At 52.4% G+C, this 17,429-nt stretch carries 11 protein-coding genes and 1 pseudogene; all 12 read left to right on the plus strand.

Annotated features, from left to right (window positions below):
* Window positions 1–870 precede the first annotated feature (870 nt).
* Window positions 871–2,034 (plus strand): iron-containing alcohol dehydrogenase, encoded by a 1,164-nt coding sequence (locus BN2762_RS00915; protein ID WP_055105185.1) that lies wholly within the window; start codon window positions 871–873, stop codon window positions 2,032–2,034.
* 333 nt (window positions 2,035–2,367) lie between these two features.
* Window positions 2,368–2,910: an NfeD family membrane protein gene (locus tag BN2762_RS00920; protein ID WP_083484725.1), complete on the plus strand. Its 543-nt coding sequence runs from the start codon at window positions 2,368–2,370 to the stop codon at window positions 2,908–2,910.
* Window positions 2,910–4,514, plus strand: a complete 1,605-nt coding sequence (locus tag BN2762_RS00925; RefSeq protein ID WP_055105186.1) for a flotillin family protein — start codon at window positions 2,910–2,912, stop codon at window positions 4,512–4,514. Before BN2762_RS00920 ends, BN2762_RS00925 begins: the two co-directional genes overlap by 1 nt.
* Window positions 4,515–4,692: 178 nt before the next feature.
* Window positions 4,693–5,535, plus strand: coding sequence for a glucose PTS transporter transcription antiterminator GlcT (glcT, locus tag BN2762_RS00930; protein ID WP_055105187.1), 843 nt, complete (start codon window positions 4,693–4,695; stop codon window positions 5,533–5,535).
* Between the two features lie 235 nt (window positions 5,536–5,770).
* Window positions 5,771–7,831: a glucose-specific PTS transporter subunit IIBC gene (gene ptsG / locus BN2762_RS00935; protein ID WP_055105188.1), complete on the plus strand. Its 2,061-nt coding sequence runs from the start codon at window positions 5,771–5,773 to the stop codon at window positions 7,829–7,831.
* 83 nt (window positions 7,832–7,914) lie between these two features.
* Window positions 7,915–8,190: an HPr family phosphocarrier protein gene (locus BN2762_RS00940; RefSeq protein WP_055105189.1), complete on the plus strand. Its 276-nt coding sequence runs from the start codon at window positions 7,915–7,917 to the stop codon at window positions 8,188–8,190.
* Window positions 8,183–9,895 (plus strand): phosphoenolpyruvate--protein phosphotransferase, encoded by a 1,713-nt coding sequence (ptsP, locus tag BN2762_RS00945; RefSeq protein WP_055105190.1) that lies wholly within the window; start codon window positions 8,183–8,185, stop codon window positions 9,893–9,895. Before BN2762_RS00940 ends, ptsP begins: the two co-directional genes overlap by 8 nt.
* Before the next feature lie 204 nt (window positions 9,896–10,099).
* A complete protein-coding gene (locus BN2762_RS00950) occupies window positions 10,100–10,741 on the plus strand; it encodes a 50S ribosomal protein L25 (protein WP_055105191.1) in 642 nt (213 codons plus the stop codon).
* A gap of 225 nt (window positions 10,742–10,966) precedes the next feature.
* A complete protein-coding gene (locus tag BN2762_RS00955) occupies window positions 10,967–11,686 on the plus strand; it encodes a DsbA family protein (RefSeq protein WP_055105192.1) in 720 nt (239 codons plus the stop codon).
* 2 nt (window positions 11,687–11,688) lie between these two features.
* The gene (locus BN2762_RS00960) at window positions 11,689–12,129 is read left to right on the plus strand and encodes a disulfide oxidoreductase (RefSeq protein ID WP_055105193.1); all 441 of its coding nucleotides are present in this window, start codon (window positions 11,689–11,691) and stop codon (window positions 12,127–12,129) included.
* Between the two features lie 170 nt (window positions 12,130–12,299).
* Window positions 12,300–13,172, plus strand: coding sequence for a hypothetical protein (locus BN2762_RS00965; RefSeq protein ID WP_055105194.1), 873 nt, complete (start codon window positions 12,300–12,302; stop codon window positions 13,170–13,172).
* Window positions 13,173–13,327: 155 nt separating this feature from the next.
* Window positions 13,328–17,429 (plus strand): annotated as a pseudogene (locus tag BN2762_RS00970) (hypothetical protein); the annotation flags it as partial.

Raw genomic sequence — 17,429 nt, forward strand, 5'->3', positions numbered from 1 at the left:
CGATTGCCCTTGATGTGATTAAGCAAGCTCTCCATCCCCTTTTTACGCCGAGCATGAATCGCGGGTTTCTCGTTCTAATGAGCATGAAACTGGATTTTCTAGTCTAAATGGATTTATAGTAGTTAGTTTCTGCATCAAAGAAAGGAAAGCAGATTTAAATGGATTTCATATCGTTAAAAGAAAGGAGACTGTCCATCATGGGCGGGATTCTTGATTTTAAATGCATGAAATCCATCAAATCTATTGAACTACTCATTTAGAGCATCAATTAGATACATGAATTCCATTTAGTGTTCGAGTTCCGCAGCTTATGATTGAGTTCGACAGCTTGTGTTCGAGTTCCGCAGCTTATGATTGAGTTCGACATCTTATGATTGAGTTCGACAGCTTGTGTTTGAGTTCCGCAGTTTATAATTGAGTTCGATAGCTGATGTCCGAGTTTGATAGGTACGTTTGAGTTCGACAACATATGTTCGAGTTCAATTTATGAGTTCGACAGCTTATGTTCTAGTTCGGCAGTTTATGTTTGAGTTCAAAGCTCGTTAGCTAATATTAGGATGAGCCAAAGAAATGGGATTCCGGCAAGGAGAAATTGATTCCGCAGAAACGGATAGCTTTCTAAAATAAAGGGGCGCCGCCCCTCTGTCATTTATGATGCCTTTTGGGAGAGCCCTGTCTTTTTATCAGGATGCATGAACCGCCTGCCCTCCGGCTTATGATGTGTAGGGAAGCTCTCAGAGAATAGTACAGGCTGCATGGCAATCTCCAGCCGGCCGCAACGGAAGCGGATTGTTTCGTTATAGCGCGGGGAGTATAATTTAAAGTGCAGTACATATTTTAAGGGATAAAAGAATCAGGGAGGCATGCTGCATGAACTCTTTTCAATTTCATAACCCGACCAGGCTTATTTTCGGCAAAGGGCAGGTAGCGGCACTGAAGACGGAGGTTCCCAAATATGGAAAAAGGGTGCTTCTCGTCTACGGCGGAGGCAGTATTAAGCGGAATGGACTCTATGATCAGGTTAATGCCCAGCTTAAGGAAATCGGTGCAGAGGTGACTGAGCTGGCCGGCGTCGAGCCGAATCCTCGCTTGTCGACCGTTCACCGCGGCGTCGATTTGTGCAAGGCGAAGGAGATCGAGCTGATTCTCGCGGTAGGCGGAGGCAGCGTGCTGGATTGTGCCAAGGCGATTGCTGCGGGAGCTAAATACGACGGAGATATGTGGGACTTTGCCGAGCGCAAGGCCATTCCTAAGGCGGCTCTTCCGCTCGGTACCGTGCTGACGATGGCGGCTACCGGTTCGGAGATGAACGGCAGCTCGGTCATAACAAACGATGCGACCGATGAGAAGCTGGGCTGGGGCAGCCCGCTCGTATACCCGGCCTTCTCGATTCTTGATCCAGAGAACACGTTTACTTTGCCAAAGGATCAGACGGTTTACGGTATTGTCGATATGATGTCACATGTGTTTGAGCATTATTTTCATAAGGAAGCCAACACGCTGCTGCAGGATGAATTCTGCGAGGCGCTGCTTCGCACAGTCATGGAGACCGCGCCCAAGCTGATCGAGGATCTGGAGAGCTTCGACCACCGGGAGACCATTCTGCTGTGCGGCACCATGGCACTGAATGGAGTGCTGAATATGGGGCTATCCGGCGATTGGGCAACCCACAACATCGAGCATGCCGTGTCTGCCGTATATGATATTCCACACGGGGGCGGCCTCGCTATCCTGTTTCCGAACTGGATGAGTCATAACCTGCACCATGACGTACCCCGCTTCAAACGGCTGGCAGTGAAGGTGTTCGGAGTCGATCCGCATGGCAAGAGCGATCAGCAGACGGCCGAGGAGGGAATCGCAGCGCTCCGCGCGTTCTGGGCATCGATCGGCGCTCCGAGCCGGCTTGCGGATTACGGCATCGATGACAGCAAGCTGGAGCTGATGGCTGACAAGGCGATGCGCTTCGGACCGTTCGGAAATTTTGCGAAGCTGGATAAAGAGGACGTTCTGGCCATTTACCGCCGTTCCCTGTAACGTGCGAGCCTGTCTTATTTGGAGGCGGCCGCGGCTTAGAACATTAGAATTTGTCGAAGTCTGACATGAATATTTGCCGAGCAAGGAGACCTCTGTTTCCCTGCCCGGCTTTTTTTGCGCTTTCAGGGCTTTCCCCTTCGATCGGCATAAGATACGTAGGCCGCATGTGGTCGACCGACCGCCGTCATGCAGTGAAGCACCGCGCGCTGGGAGCTGCGCGCGGTTCGCGCATAGGCGGCGGATTTGCTTGCTTAATTGCCAAACGAACGAAACGAAACCACTTCCTGTTACGTATTACTAAATATATACACATCCAGAAAGGAGGGGCTGCAGGTGGAGGCCATGTTCTGGAGCTGTTTGCTCGGCGGGGCCGTATTCGCTCTGCTTAGCGTCATTTTGGGAGATATCGTTGGCAGCTGGCTGGACGGGATATTCGACATATTCTCCGTCGACTTCTTAAAGCCGATTATTCTGGCTTCCGCAGTTACTACGTACGGGGGAACCGGCATTCTGCTGGTCCGCTATACTGCGCTTGGTCCGGCAGCTGTCGTCGTATTGTCTGTCCTGATTGCTTTATTGATGTCGGTGGTCATTTATTTTGCCTATGTGAAGCCGATGGAGAACAGCGAGAACTCGACAGGCTTCTCGGCAGCTGAACTTCCGGGCAAGCTGGGTGAAGTGACCGTGCCGATCCCGGCGTCGGGATTCGGGGAGATCATGGTCAATTTTGTGGCAGGCAACACGCTACATATTGCATCAAGCTGGGACAATACGGAAATTCCAGCGGGCACGCTGGTTGTCGTCATTGATTACAAGGACGGCGTAGTGCAGGTATCAAGGCTTTACGAGAATGGACAGGAAAGGGAGATGGTGTGATGTTTTTTGAGGGGATTCCTGATTTTTTGTTGATTCCACTGATCATTGTGGCTGTTATCGTTGTTCTCGGCCTGGCTTTCTGGGCCAGATATCGGACGGTAAGCCCGGACGAGGCGATGATCGTTACAGGTTCTTTCCTCGGCAATAAAAATATTTCTGTGGACGATACGGGCCGCAAAATCAAAATCGTCCGCGGGGGCGGGGCATTTATCTGGCCGATTTTTCAGAAGGCGGAGTTCATGTCTTTGCTGTCCCACAAGCTGGACGTCATGACGCCGGAGGTATATACCGAGCAAGGCGTGCCGGTATCCGCTGACGGGGTTGCGATCATCAAGGTGGGCAGTACCGTAGAGGACGTGGCCACGGCCGCCGAGCAGTTCATGGGCAAGCCTATCGAATCGCTTAAAGGAGAAGCCCAGGAAGTGCTGGAGGGACATCTTCGTTCGATTCTCGGATCGATGACCGTTGAGGAGGTCTACCGCAACCGGGACAAATTCGCCCAGGAGGTACAGGGCGTCGCCGCGAGAGACCTGAAGAAGATGGGGCTGCAGATCGTCTCCTTCACGATCAAGGACGTCCGCGACAAGCACGGTTATTTGGAGGCGCTCGGTAAGCCGCGCATCGCCGCGGTTAAGCGGGATGCCGAGATCGCAGAAGCTGAAGCGGTTCGCGATGCGCGGATTCAGAAGGCTGCGGCCGAGGAATCCGGGCAGAAGGCGGAACTGCTGCGCGACACGAATATTGCCGAAGCGACCAAGGAGAAGGAGCTGAAGATCGCATCCTTCAAGAAGGAGCAGGATACAGCGAAGGCCGAGGCGGACCAGGCCTACCATATCCAGGAGGCCCGTGCGAAGCAGACGATGGTCGAGGAGCAGATGAAGGTCGAGCTCGTGCGCAAGGAGCGGGAGATCGATCTGCAGGATAAAGAGATTATGGTTCGGCAGAAGCAGTATGACGCCGAGGTCAAGAAGAAGGCCGACGCTGACCGCTATGCGGTAGAGCAGGCGGCGGAAGCTGAGAAGGCGCGCAGAATGCGGGAGGCCGACGCGCTGCAGTACTCCATCGAGACGCAAGCCAAGGCTTCCGCAGAGCAGAAGCGCCTCGAAGGTCTGGCTATTGCCGATGCCGAACGGGCAAAAGGGACGGCCGACGCAGAGATTATCCGGCTGCGAGGGCTTGCCGAAGCCGAGGCGAAGGAGAAGCTGGCTGAGGCATTCCAGAAGTTCGGCGAGGCCGCGATTCTGGATATCGTTGTGAAAATGCTGCCTGAGCTTGCCGAGAAAATCGCCGGTCCGATTTCGTCCATCGATAAGCTGACCGTCGTCGACACCGGCAAAGGAGAGGGCGCAGCCCGGGTAAGCAACTATGTTACCGAGCTTATGGCTACCGCGCCGGAAATGCTCAAGAGCGTATCCGGCATCGAGCTGGACCGGCTGATCAAGGGCCTGACGCAGGGCAAGGCTCTGCCGGCAGCTTCTGCCAAGGCACCGGCAGCCGCGGGTTCATCCAGTGCATCAGCCGCACCTGCTTCTTCACTGACAGGAGGCTCTGCCAACGCGCCTGTCGTTCAGGAGAGCGCCGCTTCCTCGGAGCAGAATTCCTGATTCCATACCAAGGATATGCTTGATTATGGAGAGCAGTGGCTCCAGCATGCACTGTAAGTTAAATCTGCATAGCGTCTCGCCGAAAGGCGGGACGCTTTTATATTAGGCCATACTATGATAAAATTTATTATTCGTAGGCTAGGAATTATGTACAATTGTAGGCAAGTGAGGTGCAACTGTGAGCAGGCTGCATATAGCCAAGGCGCTGAATAACAACGTAATTATCGCGAATCATCCCGAGCATGGCGAGGTCGTCGTCATCGGCAAGGGCATCGGCTTCAACCGCAGGCAGGGCGACTCGATTCCGCTGGATGCGGTGGAGAAGATGTTCATTCTGAAGGATCAGCGGGAGCAGGAGCAGTACAAGCAGCTCGTTCCCCAGGTCGATGAACAATTGATCGAAGTGATTGGGGAAATCATTACGTATATATCCCAGAGGACGAATACGGAGCTGAATGAGCATATTCACATCGCGTTAACGGACCACCTTGCGTTTGCCATCAAGCGAGCAGAGCAGGATATGGCTATCCATAATCCTTTTCTGTTTGAGACGAAGGAGATTTATCCGCAGGAATATGATTTGGCCGAGTATGCCATCGATTTGATTCATGACAGATTAGGTGTGGATTTGGGCCAGGACGAGATCGGCTTCGTCGCCCTTCATATCAACAGCGCCATGACGAACCGGCATGTCAGCGAGGTCCGGGAGCATACGCGGCTGATCGCGGATCTTGTCAATATGGTGGAGGAAGAGCTGAAGATGAGAATTTTGCGCCATTCGCTGGATTACTCCCGCCTGCTGACCCATTTAAGATTCGCTATCGAACGGGTTCGCCGCGGGGAGAAGGTTGCCGTCGTCGAAAAATTAGAATCGCTGCTAAGTCAGGAATACCCGGAACTGTACAAGCTGGCCGGAAAGTTGACGAAGGTGATGGAGCAAAGGCTGAGAAAGCCGGTATATCAGGCTGAAATCAGCTATTTGACCATGCATTTGCACCGTCTTACGGTCCACCACAAGTAGAATGCTTGACACTGATTCAACCTTCTTGCTATACTCAAATCGATAGACAACAATAGCATATGACAATGTGTAACTGATTCGATCAGGCATGAGTTGATTAAAGTACTTTGATTGCATTTCCATAATGCGGGGTATTATAACCGTAGGAGATTGCAAGTCATTAGTGGCTTTTATTAGCTGATGCCTTTTTGCTGTTGTTAAGACAATTAGAGAGAAACCATACAGGAGGATGGATATGTTTAAACGCTTTTTTGGCGTCCTGCAGCGGGTAGGTAAGGCATTGATGCTCCCTGTAGCGCTGCTGCCGGCAGCCGGATTGCTGCTGGGAATCGGCAGCATGCTGGTCAATCCGGATTTCCTAAATCTTGTTCCAGCCATGGATAATGCCACGGTGAACGCTATTGCTACGGTAATGATGAACGCAGGGGATATCGTATTCACGAATCTGGCGCTGTTGTTCGCCGTCGGGGTAGCTGTCGGCCTTGCCGGTGGAGACGGGGTTGCTGGGCTAGCTGCCATTATAGGCTATCTGGTGATGAACGTGACCATGGGCACCGTTATCGGAATTACGCCTGCGATGGTAGGGGAAGACCCAGCATACGCCAGTATCCTCGGCATTCCGACTCTGGGGACAGGTGTTTTCGGAGGGATCATTGTCGGGATTCTCGCGGCCTCGATGTATAAGCGGTTCTTTAAAATCGAGCTGCCGTCCTATCTTGGCTTTTTTGCAGGCAAACGCTTTGTGCCGATCATGACCGCTGCAACGTCTTTGCTGCTCGGCCTGCTCATGGTTGTCATTTGGCCGCCGATCCAGGGGGGGCTAAATGCGGTATCCCACTTTATGCTGGAGCAGAACCGCACGCTGTCAGCCTTCATTTTCGGGATTATTGAGCGGGGGCTCATTCCGTTTGGTCTCCATCACATCTTCTATTCGCCGTTCTGGTTCGAATTCGGAGAGTATGTAAACCATGCAGGGCAAATCATTCGCGGCGACCAGAAAATTTTCATGGCACAGCTTCGCGACGGCGTGGATTTTACCGCCGGTACGTTCATGACAGGGAAATTCCCGTTCATGATGTTCGGATTGCCAGCTGCAGCATTGGCGATTTATCATGAATCCAAGCCTCAGCATAAGAAATATGTGGCCGGGATCATGGGCTCGGCCGCGCTGACTTCGTTTTTGACGGGGATTACGGAGCCGCTCGAGTTCTCGTTCTTGTTCGTAGCCCCGCTGCTGTTCGTCGTACACTGCATATTTGCAGGCTTATCGTTCATGACGATGCAGTTGCTGGACGTCAAAATCGGCATGACCTTCTCCGGCGGATTGATTGATTTCCTGATCTTCGGAGTAATTCCCGGACGTACGCCATGGTGGAACGTGATCATCGTCGGACTGATTCTCGCCGTGATTTATTACTTCGGCTTCCGGTTCGTGATCCGCAAGTTCAATCTGAAGACACCGGGACGCGAGGATGAAGCGGCTCAAGAGGCCGGCGCGGAGCAGAAAGGTCCGGTCAAGCAGGATGAGCTGCCGCATAACATTCTCGCCGCGCTTGGCGGCCAGGATAACATCGTTCATCTGGATGCCTGTATTACCCGCCTTCGCGTAGAGGTGAAGGAGAAATCCGATGTCGATAAAAACCGCCTTAAAGCGCTGGGCGCTTCTGGAGTTCTGGAAGTTGGCAACAACATTCAAGCCATCTTTGGCACAAGATCTGATACGATCAAGACTCAAATTGGCGATATAATGGATGGTAAGACCCCGGTAATTTCGCCGGCTGCGGAAGCGGAGAAGCCTGCAGAGGCTGAACAGCAGGCAGCTCAGGAAGGCAAAGCGATTATCGATGAGGATATCGTGATGCCGGTCAATGGCGAGTTGATGGATATTACGCTGGTTCCCGATCCTGTCTTCTCCGAAAAAATGACGGGTGACGGATTTGCGGTATTGCCGCAGGAGGGAACGATTTGTTCCCCGGTTTATGGTAAAGTATTCAATGTGTTCCCCAGCAAGCATGCGGTCGGCATTCTGTCCGATGGCGGCAAGGAAGTTCTGGTGCATATCGGGGTTAATACCGTAAAGCTGAAGGGACAGGGCTTTAAAGTGCTTGTAGCGGAAGGCGATTTGGTGGCCGCGGGGCAGCCGATCATGGAAGTGGATATCGCATACGTGAAGGAGAATGCAAAATCCTTGATTTCGCCGATTATTTTCTCCAATCTTCCTGAAGGCACAATCGTGCAGCTGAATAAAACAGGCGTGCTGAAGGCAGGGGAAGGCAGCATCATTACGATAAAGTGAAATCAGCAACGGGGTATAACTCCCTCATCACGAGATGAGGGGATCATATAAATAAATCCAACAGAAAGTGAGATGCATTAACTATGGAAAAAGTATTCAGAATTACGGATGAAGACGGTATTCATGCACGCCCGGCTACAGCGCTGGTAAATACGGCGAACAAATTCAGCGGAGCTGAAGTATTCGCGGAAGCGAACGGCAAGAAAGTGACATTGAAGTCCATTCTTGGTGTTCTATCCCTAGGACTAGAGCAAGGCGACCTCATTACGTTAAGTGTTGAAGGAGACAATGCCGCAGAAGCGCTTCAAGCGCTCACCGATGTGATGGTCAACGAAGGGCTAGGCGAAGTAAATGCTTAACATCAAAGGGATTGCTGCATCGGCAGGTGTGGCGATTGCTCCGGTATTCAAGCTGGAGCATCCTGATTTTACGGTAAAGCTCCGGGAGATTGAGGATCCTGCGGCTGAGAATGCTCGCCTGGATGATGCTTTATCGAAATCGCAGCAGGAGCTTGAGGCGATCAAGGCACGAACGCTTCAAGAGCTGGGGGAGAAGAAAGCAGAGATCTTTGAATCTCATCTGCTCATTCTGAATGACCCTGAGCTGCTAACGCCTGTTCGGGACAAAATCAATACGGAAAAAGTCAGCGCAGAGTATGCCCTGAACGAGACCGCGCAGCAGTTCATCTCCATGTTCGAGAACATGAAGAGCGACTATCTCCGCGAGCGCGCGGCCGATATGAAGGACGTTACCAAGCGCGTGCTGACTCATCTGCTCGGATTGAACTACGTCAATCCCGCCGAGATCAGCGAGGAGGTTATCGTCGTCGCGGAGGATCTGACGCCTTCGGATACCGCCCAGCTCAACCGGAAATACGTATTGGGCTTCACGACGAATATCGGCGGACGTACCTCGCACTCGGCAATCATGGCCCGCTCTCTGGAAATTCCGGCAGTCGTCGGGACAAAGGACGTGCTGAGCCAGGTGAACAATGGCGATTTGCTTATCGTGGACGGCTTGGATGGCACGGTCATAGCCAATCCGTCTCCAGAGGTCGTGGAGCAGTATGCGGCCAAGCGCGATGCACATTTGCGGCAAATCGAAGAATGGAAGAAGCTGCGCGAGGTTCCGACGGTATCCCGCGACGGGGTTCACGTCGAGCTGGCTGCCAATATTGGGACGCCGAACGATGTTGCGGGCGTTCTGGATAACGGCGGTGAGGGCGTAGGGCTGTACCGCACCGAATTCCTCTATATGGGGCGTACGGAGCTTCCTTCGGAGGAAGTGCAGTTCAATGCGTACAAAACGGTGCTTGAGAAAATGGAAGGCAAGCCGGTTGTCGTAAGGACGCTGGATATCGGCGGCGATAAGGAGCTGCCGTACCTGGAGCTGCCGAAGGAAATGAATCCATTCCTCGGTTTCCGGGCTGTACGCCTCTGTCTCGAACGGACGGATATTTTCCGGACACAGCTGCGCGCTTTGCTGCGGGCCAGCACATACGGGAATCTGCGGATCATGTTTCCGATGATTGCTACGCTGGGCGAATTCCGCGAGGCGAAAGCCTTGCTGCTGGAGGAGAAGGATAAGCTGATCTCCGAAGGCGTAGCTGTATCGGAGGACATTCAGATCGGAATCATGGTGGAAATTCCGGCTACGGCCGTACTTGCTGATCAATTTGCTAAAGAGGTCGACTTCTTCAGCATCGGTACGAATGACCTCATTCAATATACGATGGCTGCCGACCGGATGAATGAGCGCGTCTCCTACCTGTATCAGCCTTACAACCCGGCTATTCTGCGCCTGGTGAAGATGGTGATCGACGCCGCTCACAAGGAAGGACGCTGGGCGGGAATGTGCGGCGAAATGGCGGGAGACTCCACAGCCATTCCGCTGCTGCTCGGCCTGGGACTGGATGAGTTCAGCATGAGCGCCACATCGATTCTGCCGGCCCGTTCGCAAATCGCCAAGCTCTCCAAGGGCGAGATGCAGGAGCTTGCGGCCAAAGCGCTGCAGCTTAGCACGGCAGAGGAAGTTGTGGAGCTGGTTAGAGGCATCAATCAGTAATTATGCTATTTAAGCCTGTAAGGTATTGCTTTATAGGATTCAGCTTTTCCAACAAATGATTTGGGTTTCTTTGCTGCCGGCGCATTCCGCGCCGGCTTTTTTGCGTTTGCGGCACTGCTTGGGGAACGTTAGGATTGCCGATGATTTGGGTAAAATAACAATATGGCTCCAGCCAAGGCAATACATTGAGGAGGGTGTTATGTTATGACGGCGAGTACGAATCAACAGGCCCAATACTTAGATGTCTCGAGGAGAACAGATTTTACCCGATCTTCACTTAACCGGTTAAGAAAAAACGGATACATTCCCGCAAGTGTGTATGGAGGGGGAACCGAAGCCCAGTCCATTTATGTGGAGGAGAAGCAGCTGGCAAAAGTAGCCCGTACGGGACGCACCGAGTTTTTTGAGCTGCGGGTCGACGGGGAGAAGGGCATCCCGGTCTTGATCAAGGAAGTCCAGCAGAGGAGCGGGAAGGTCTTCCATGTCGACTTCCAGAAGGTTTCGAAGAATAAGCCCATTCGCGTTAAGGTGCCGCTGATTTATAACGGAACGGCTGAGGGAACTAAAATTGGCGGCATACTGCAGATTCAGGCGACAGAGCTTGAAATTGAAGGCTTGCCGGACGCGCTGCCGGCGGGGCTCGAGGTGGACGTCACCCCGCTGAGGGCCGGTGACAAGCTGGTAGCCGCGGATGTCACGCTGCCTGCAGGGCTAACCCTGATCGGCGCAGAGGATGAGCTGCTGGCCTCCATCGTCCTGCCGCGCGTGGCGGAGGCTGGAAATGAAGCGGACAACGATTCTGAGGCGGAGCCGGAAGCTGCTGAAGCTGCCGAGGACAAGGAATGACTTTTTCCAGGTCTTCTAAGGAGACGGTCTATTGGACCGTCTTTTTTGTGCAGAAAAATACAGCGGCAAATATATTAATAAAGCTTTTCTAGTATTTATTCAGTATAATATATTCATAGTATGTATTATTATTCCATCTGTAACGGATAGAATAATATTCTTTTGTAACTAGGTTGGTTACACAGTATAATGTGATTATGCAAATTTAAAGAAAGAGGGGATGGCATGCCACCAAAGAAGCAGGCTAGTGCATTAGCACAGCGCAAGAGCGAGCAAGTGAAGCAGCAGCAGAAACAGAAGACAAGAAGAATTATATGGTTCTCCACGGTCGGAGTGCTGCTGGCGCTCTGCATTATCGTATTATTGATTCCGACGAAGCCGTCGGACAATTCGGATGCGTTCAATTATGCGGGCCTTCCGGTGCTTGGGGATCCGAACGCTCCTATTAAAATCGTGGAATTCGGAGATTATAAATGCCCGGCCTGCAGCGTCTTTAATGAATTGATTAAGCCTCAAATTCAGAGCGAATACATCGATCAAGGCAAAGTGGCCTTCTATTTCATGAACTATCCGTTTCTTGGCACTGATTCAGATACGGCTGCTTTAGCCGCGCAGGCGGTATACCACCAAAGCAATGAAGCGTTCTGGAGCTATTTTGACGCCTTGTACAAAAATCAAGGGGATGAGACCAAGGAGTGGGCGACGGTTGACTTCCTAGTCGAGCTGGCGAAGAAGGAGAACATCGGCATCGACTATGATCTGCTGCGCAAGGATATTGAGGAGAAGACGTATCAGAAAGAAGTGGACGAGCATAAGAATAAAGCGCTCCAGCTAAGACTACAGGGAACGCCGTCGATTTTCATTAACGGCAAGCTGTTTACCGGTAATTTCGGGGACTACGCCGAGATCAAGAAAGTCATTGAAAACGAGTTGAAGGGTGAATAAGGATGACCCAAGGACCGGTGCGTTCTTTTTTTAGGGAATATGGCATATATCTTGCCTGGCTGGTGTCGATGGTAGCAACTGCAGGCAGTCTGTATTTAAGCGAAGTGCTTTATTATGAGCCCTGCAAGCTGTGCTGGTTCCAGCGCATATTTATGTATCCGCTCGTTATCCTGCTTGGAATGGCGGCTTTTCGCAACGACCGAAGGATGATTGGGTATACTCTCCCGCTTAGCATCATTGGGGGATTGATTTCTACCTATCATTATGCACAGCAAAAAATTCCCGGACTAGCTGAGCTATTGCCATGCAGAGTAGGCATCCCCTGCAACGTCGATTATTTGAATTGGTGGGGCTTTGTCACGATTCCTTTTATGGCATTAATCGCATTCATATCGATTACGATATGTCTGTTCTTAGCGAGAACATCACCTGACCACGAATAATCCTAACAAACAAGATGCCCCTGGCCTTCGAAATGGCCGGGGGCATCTGGCGTTTCAAGGAAGCATTCACATGCTGCGATTGACGATATCCTGGCCGGGGTAATGGATAGCAGGGCAGTGCAGTGCAACAATTCAGTCGCTTGATACGTTATTGTAAGTGGAGGTGCATGATGAACAAGAGCAGAGTAATGATGACTTTATTTGCAGTAGTATTGCTTACATTGTCTTTATCTTTGACGGCCTGCAGCAAGACGGATCGTCCGGAAACGCCGGCAAATTCGAATAGCGGGAACGGCCAGGTGCAGGATGAAGGTAAGCTGCCGGGGGAGGCGGCCAATGAGGAAACGAAGCGGGGGACAGGTCAGTTTGTAGGTCTGATCGATAATCATTCGGCAGAGATTGAGGTTAACGGTGAAGCGGAGGCATTTCAAATGGATGCTTCGATCTTAGCGGTCGCTGAGGGGCTCGCGCCGAATGAAGCTGTTGAATTCGAATATGTAGAGAAGGCTATAGAGGGCGGGGCAACGCAGAAAGTTCTTACCAAACTTGCCAAGGCTTCGCAGCAGACTCAGGCGCCAGACGGACTGCCGGCAACGAAGCAGCTCGAAGTCGAGCTGGAGGGGATGAAGGAGAAACGAAGCGCCAACCTGGCTGAGGGCCAGGGGTATGCGCTGTATGTGTTTGATATTTTCAACTTCGATCCGCAGTCGGATACGCTGAGCATGAAGCATGATTCCAATTATAAGGCGAGGATTGTCAAGCTTCCATCCGATTACAATACCGATCAATTGCTGCAGGAAGCCAAGGAGCAGCTGTCGAAGACAGGCAAGGCCGAAGAAGTGGATAGCGAGGTCATGCACAGATTCATGCCGGATACCTCCGTGTTCCTGGTAGCGACCGGAGATGATCTGACCCGGCAGTATATCGTCAAAGAGATTGATGGACAAGGATATGCGTTCGAGCTGGATATTCCACATGGGGAGGCGTCTGAAGGTTTTGAGCCGCTAGCGTATGCATCTTTGAATTCCATCGTAGTACAATAGCCCTGCAACGATGATAGAGCCTTAGCGAGAGCAATCTTGCTAAGGCTCTTTGCTGCATATAAGGCGGAACTGTCCCGTAATGGGTTGTGACAAGTGCCTAGCCGTTCGCATATGATGCCAAAGGCGATTAATTACTGGGCAAAGGAGAGGACGGCTTGAAGAAGAACAAGACCTCGAGAACCGGTAGAGCGAAAAAAGCAAAATCGCTTTACTACGTGGATAATTCGGATATCAATGAGCTGAAGCTGCTGGAGGCGGATAGAAGCGAGCGGCGAGCCGGGCAGAAGGAAATAAAGCTTCATCGAATGGCTGAACCGGCGTTATCTTCTCATGAGGATGCTTTGCGGAATGAAATTGTTTTTACAGAGGACACGGAAGCAGAGACCGTAGATACGGAGTGGAACGAGCTTGGGGCGTTAGAGGAAAGCCTTGAGAATACCCAGGAGAAAAATCTAAAGGAAGAGGAGGGGCAGCAGCTTTCTGCGCGTGATTTAAAGGCGCATTTGGCAGAGAAGAAAACGCCGCATGCAAGCGAAGGAATCGTTTATACCAATGATTTGACGGATTCCGCCGTGACGGGTCCGAAAATCGCTCCATTTACGATTGACGCTTCGAGGATTAAACATGGAACGATTGGCACTGCCTGGTTAGCTGATTACGCGGTACAAGGCATCAAGCTTGCGGATGGTGCGGTGACCTCCTCCAAAATCGCCGCCGAGTCGATTACGGGTGATCACCTGGTTGATGGCTCCATTGAGGGAAGGTCGATCAGAAATCGTTCGATCAGCGGGGAGAAGCTGCAGGATGGAAGCATTACCTCGGATAAGCTTGCCGACGGAATTATTGGAGGCGATAAGCTGGCCAATCATTCGATTCAAAGCCGTCATTTAAGCGACTGGATCGTAACTACGGATTTGCTGCAGGATCAGGCTGTAACCTCGGATAAAATATTGAGCGGAAGCATCCAGACAGTGAATTTGGCCAATGGAATCATTGATAATTCCAAGCTTGCCGACCAGGCCGTGACCTCCTCGAAGCTGCGAGACGGCGCTGTTTCGGCTTCGAAAATTCAGGATGGCAGCATTGAAAGCCGCCATTTGGCTGAGGATGCGATTACGGTGCGCAATCTTGCGCCGGGAATTATCGGCAAGGATCAACTGGCATCCCGAAGCATTGGAGCGGATCATTTGGAGGAGAACATCATTGGTCCGCAGCATATCAAGGAAGGTGCCATCCAGTCTAAGCATCTTTCGCCTGAGTCCATCGACCGCAGCCATATCCGGGAAAACAGTATTGGGGAAGAGCATATTGGGGCCGGAGAAATTAAAGGCAGGCATTTGGCCGACCGCAGCATACTATCATCGAAGCTGTCAGACCAATCGGTGGGCACGATGCAAATCGTAGAGCAGGCTGTAACCTCCTCCAAAATTGCCGATCAAAGCATCCTGCCGCAGAAAATAGCGGATGAGTCTGTGCTAACCAGACATCTTGCACCCGGATCAGTTAAACAGGAGCAGCTTGCTTTCCGTGCGGTTACGGAGCGGCATATTGCCGCTGACTCCGTGCAAGGAGAGCATATTGCATCTTATGCAATCGATGAATGGCATATTGCCGAAGAAGCCGTAACCGGGGCCAAAATCGGCGAAGGAGAAATCGTAGAGCGTCACCTGGCCGAGGATTCTGTATCAACGTCCCAGCTCCAGAATGGTTCGGTGACTACGGAGAAGCTGGGGGAGGGTAGCGTGACCGGAAGCAAAATAGCTGCTGGGGCAGTCACGGGGCTAGCGATTGGAATCCAGTCCGTTAACTCGCATCATCTTGCCCCAGGCTTGATTCAAACGCCCCATTTATCTGCGGACAGCGTGGGAGGCGAGCAACTGCAAACGGGCGCAGTCGGGGAAGAGCATATCAGCCAAGGGGCGGTGTTCTCACATCATTTGCAGGATCATGCTGTTACTTCGCTGAAATTGTCTCCGGAAAGCGTCACGAGCGATAAGATTAACGATTTGGCAGTAACGGTATCCAAGCTGGCGGAAGGCAGCATAGTCTCCTCCAAGATTGCTCCGGCATCCATCCTTACCCGGCATGTGGCCAAAGGAGCCATACAGAGCGACCTGCTGGCATCAGGTGCGGTATTGTCCGAGCATTTGGCTACGGAATCTGTAACAGGTAAACATCTGGGTTCAGGTATACTGAAATCCCATCATTTATCGGATGGCTCCGTATCCGAACGCGTGCTGGAGGATGGTGCGGTTACGTCCTCTAAGCTCAGAGATGGTGCGGTTCAGGCTGGCCATATTGCCGAGGGAATCATCGATAGCCGGCACATTGGCAATGATGTGCTGGATTCTCGACATTTAAGGCCACAGGTTATCACGGCTGCTCACATTGCTCCAGAATTACATCGCGACGGATTACTTCCAGAGGATGGCGTGAGCGGAGATGACTTGAAGCACGGCTCCGTCAACCGATCCCATCTGCAGGCAGGCTCCGTCGATGCTGAGGTGCTGCAGCCTGGAGCTGTCGGTTCTCAGCACTTACAGACTAAGCTCGTGCAGCGGCATCATTTAAGCCCTGAATCTGTCATTAGCGAACATTTGGCTGATGGTATCGTTCAATCGCACCATTTGTCCGAGGGATCTATTAATGGACGGCATGTGTCCGAAGCTGTGATAGATTCGCGGCATATCCGTCCGCAGGCGGTACAGAAGGCGCATCTGACAGCTGAGCTGCAGCTCGGAGGGCTGCTGCCGCAAGGCGGAGTTGCCGGGGATGATATTATGCCGGAGGCAATTAGCCGCATTCACCTGCAGGCAGGGGCTGTCGACGGAGTCGTACTGCAAGGGAATGCTGTAAGCTCACTCCATTTGCAGCCAGGCTCTGTACACAGCGGGCATTTGGCGGAGGAGTCCGTCAAGGGCGGCCATCTGGCGAACGAAGCGGTAGAGGGGCAGCATTTGTCCGCCGGAAGCGTGGGCGGAAATCATATCGCTCCTGCTTCGATTGCATCCGGGCATATTCAGCTTCAAGCGGTGCAACTTGAGCATTTATCGGGTGAGCTCCAGCAAAATGGCTTGCTGCCGATGCAGGGGGTAACCGGCAGTGATATTGCCCCGGGTTCAATCGGGCGGACCCATCTGCAGGTAGGAGCGGTCGACAGCGATGCTCTGCAGAGGGAATCCGTCGGTTCATCCAAATTGCAGCCGCGCGCGGTGCAGCGCCAGCATTTAGGTGAGGGGTCGATTATTGGGCAGCATATTTCGGAAGCAGCAATTCATACCCATCATTTAACCGAAGGGTGTGTGGCAGGGGGACATATCGCTGAGGGTGCGGTGGAATCCTTCCATATTCGTCCGTTAGCAGTGAAGGCAGAGCATTTGTCATCTGATTTGCAGCGTGAGGGACTGCTCCCGGAGAGAGGGATCGCAGAGGGCGATATAGCGGCAGGCGCCATCGATCGGGTTCATCTGCAAGCGGGTATAGTAGATGGGGATGTACTGCAGGAGGAGTCCGTCAGTTCAACTCACTTACAGGCCAATGCCGTCCAAGAGCACCATTTGTCCGATGGATCAATTCAGACCCGCCACCTGTCTCCGGGCTTGGTAGAATCCGGCCATTTGTCCGATGGGATTGTGGAAGCAAAGCATATGGCTGAGGGGGCGGTCGATTCCAGCCATATTCAGCCGCAAGCCGTCCAGGTGAAGCATCTATCCGTCGATCTGCAGCGAAACGGTTTGCTTCCGGAAAGAGGGTTGGCAGGAAGTGATCTGGCCTTGGGCTCGATCAGCCGTTCTCATTTGCAGATTGGTGCGGTGGACGGGGCTGTACTGCAGGGAAAATCGGTAGGTCCGTCGCATATCGAGGCCGGTGCAGTGCAGGGATATCATCTGGCAGATGAGTCGATAGGGAGCCAGCATTTGTCTCCAGGCTTGGTGAAATCAGGCCACCTGGCGGAGGAGAGTGTGGCTGGAAGTCACATAGCCGAAGCTTCGATTGAACCACGCCATATTCAGCCTCAAGCCGTGCAGCTAGAGCATTTATCCGCTGAGCTTCAGCGGGAAGGCCTGCTGCCGGAGAGCGGCGTAAAAGGAAGTGATCTGGCCTTGGGCTCGATCAGCCGTTCTCATCTTCAGGCTGATGCGGTGGACGGAGCCGTATTACAGAGTGAATCGGTAGGATCGTCGCATATCGAGGCCGGTGCAGTGCAGGGATATCATCTGGCAGATGAGTCGATAGGGAGCCAGCATTTGTCTGCAA

The sequence above is a fragment of the Paenibacillus ihumii genome, assembly GCF_001403875.1.
Classification (GTDB): Bacteria; Bacillota; Bacilli; order Paenibacillales; family Paenibacillaceae; genus Fontibacillus; species Fontibacillus ihumii.